Origin of the sequence: Streptococcus sp. 2021WUSS109, assembly GCF_044427305.1 — a bacterium.
Classification (GTDB): Bacteria; Bacillota; Bacilli; order Lactobacillales; family Streptococcaceae; genus Streptococcus; species Streptococcus suis.
In genome coordinates this window covers 1-1,687 of record NZ_JAOTGF010000049.1, presented here as the reverse complement: position 1 = coordinate 1,687, position 1,687 = coordinate 1, and the positions used below count along the sequence as shown (strand labels likewise).

The window sequence follows — 1,687 nt, the reverse complement described above, 5'->3', positions numbered from 1 at the left end:
ATGAACTGCTCCCTGTCAAGTGGACAATGAAATAATAAAAGATTAGGCGACGGCCTTGTTCCTCATTTCAAGAGGGGCAAGGCCGTTGTTGCGTTCTTGAAATCGTTGATGATTATAAAAATAGATGTAGGCATCAATATCTGAAACTAGCTCCTCAAAGGTCTTATACTTCTTCAAATCATAGCACTCCGTCTTAAAGTGCCCAAAGAGACTCTCAATTGGTGCATTGTCAATACACTTACCAACACGAGACATAGAGCGTGTCATCTGATACTGAGTCGTCAGACGGTAATAATCTTTCGAAGTATATTGTGATCCTCGATCGCTATGAATTAATGGTGTCGCATCAGGATTAGCTGTTCGGGCTTTACGAAGCGTTTCTAATACCAACTCATTATCATTAAACTGACCAACCACATAAGCGACAATAGAGCCGTCATAAAGGTCCTTAATCGCACTCAAATAGGCTTTACAGCCGATACCGTACTTCAAGAAAGTCACATCTGTACACCATTTCTGATTGGGGGCAGTAGCTGTAAAATCACGATTGAGAATATTGTCTTCTACATTGACAAAGCTAGTCTTGGTGCAATATCCCTTGGATCTTCTGATAATGGAGCGAATACCTAGAATATGCATCAAGCGACGAATCCGCTTCTTGTTGTAGTTTGTTTCAAGCTTGCGATTGACAAATCGAGTCATACGACGATAACCAAGAATGCCATTATGTTGGCTATGAAGGTCCTTGATGACGTCTATCAATCTTGTATTTTCTTGTTCAGAAGGAGTTTATTGATGACGCAACCACTTGTAATAGCCTGAGCGAGATACCTTTAGAATACGGCACAAGTGGCTGATAGAAGCCTCTTTCTGTTCATCCGCATATTCTTTAATCGCTTGGAAGGATTCCAAGTGGCGACCCATTCTTACCGTCGATTTCGTCGCTTGATTTCTTCTAACTTTTTTAGCAGGCCATTCTCCATTTCAAGATACTTAATCCGTTCTTCCTGTTGCTTGATTTTTAGGCGTAACTCTTCTTCCGAAGTCAGATTAGGCTTACTTTCCAAACCTTTTCCACGACGGTCGAGGAGGCCGTTAGAACCGTCCTTCTCAAACTTTCTGACCCACGAATAGACCTCTGTTGGTAGGAAACGCCATACTTCTCAACAGCCCCTTGGTAATCTTTCTCGTGGGCAAGGGTAAAATTGACAATCTCAACCCGTTCGTCAAATGTTGTCTTGCGTCCTTGTTTCATGCGACTCATTCCTCTACTAGTAGCTTTCAATTCTTTACCACTAGTATAACGTTTTATCCAAGATCTGAGAACATAATCACAAGAAATTCCATATTTTTCAGTCAAATCTTTGAGACTTCCCAAGCCATTGAGATAGTCGGAAACAGCTTGTTTCTTTAGTTCCTTACTATACTTCGTCCAGTGACGACTTTCCTCTAGCCCCTCAACACCAGCTTCTTTGTACTTCCGAACCCAGTTTGATAGAGTGTCTTTAGACACACCATAGCGCCTAGCTAACCAGCTAAGTGATTTCCCAGCTTCCAAGTGGAGTAGAACAATTTCTAGTTTCTCAGAGACAGACTTTGGACTTCTTTTGGACATAATAAAACTCCCTTTATAGTTTCTAGTGAAAATTTTTGTTTTTTCACTGTCCACTATAAGGGGAGTATATCA

The 1,687-nt window shown here is 41.1% G+C and carries 1 pseudogene; it reads right to left on the bottom strand.

Features of this window, described 5'->3' with window-relative positions:
* Positions 1-42: 42 nt before the first annotated feature.
* Positions 43-1,615: pseudogene (locus ODU37_RS10625) on the bottom strand (IS3 family transposase).
* Positions 1,616-1,687: the final 72 nt, after the last annotated feature.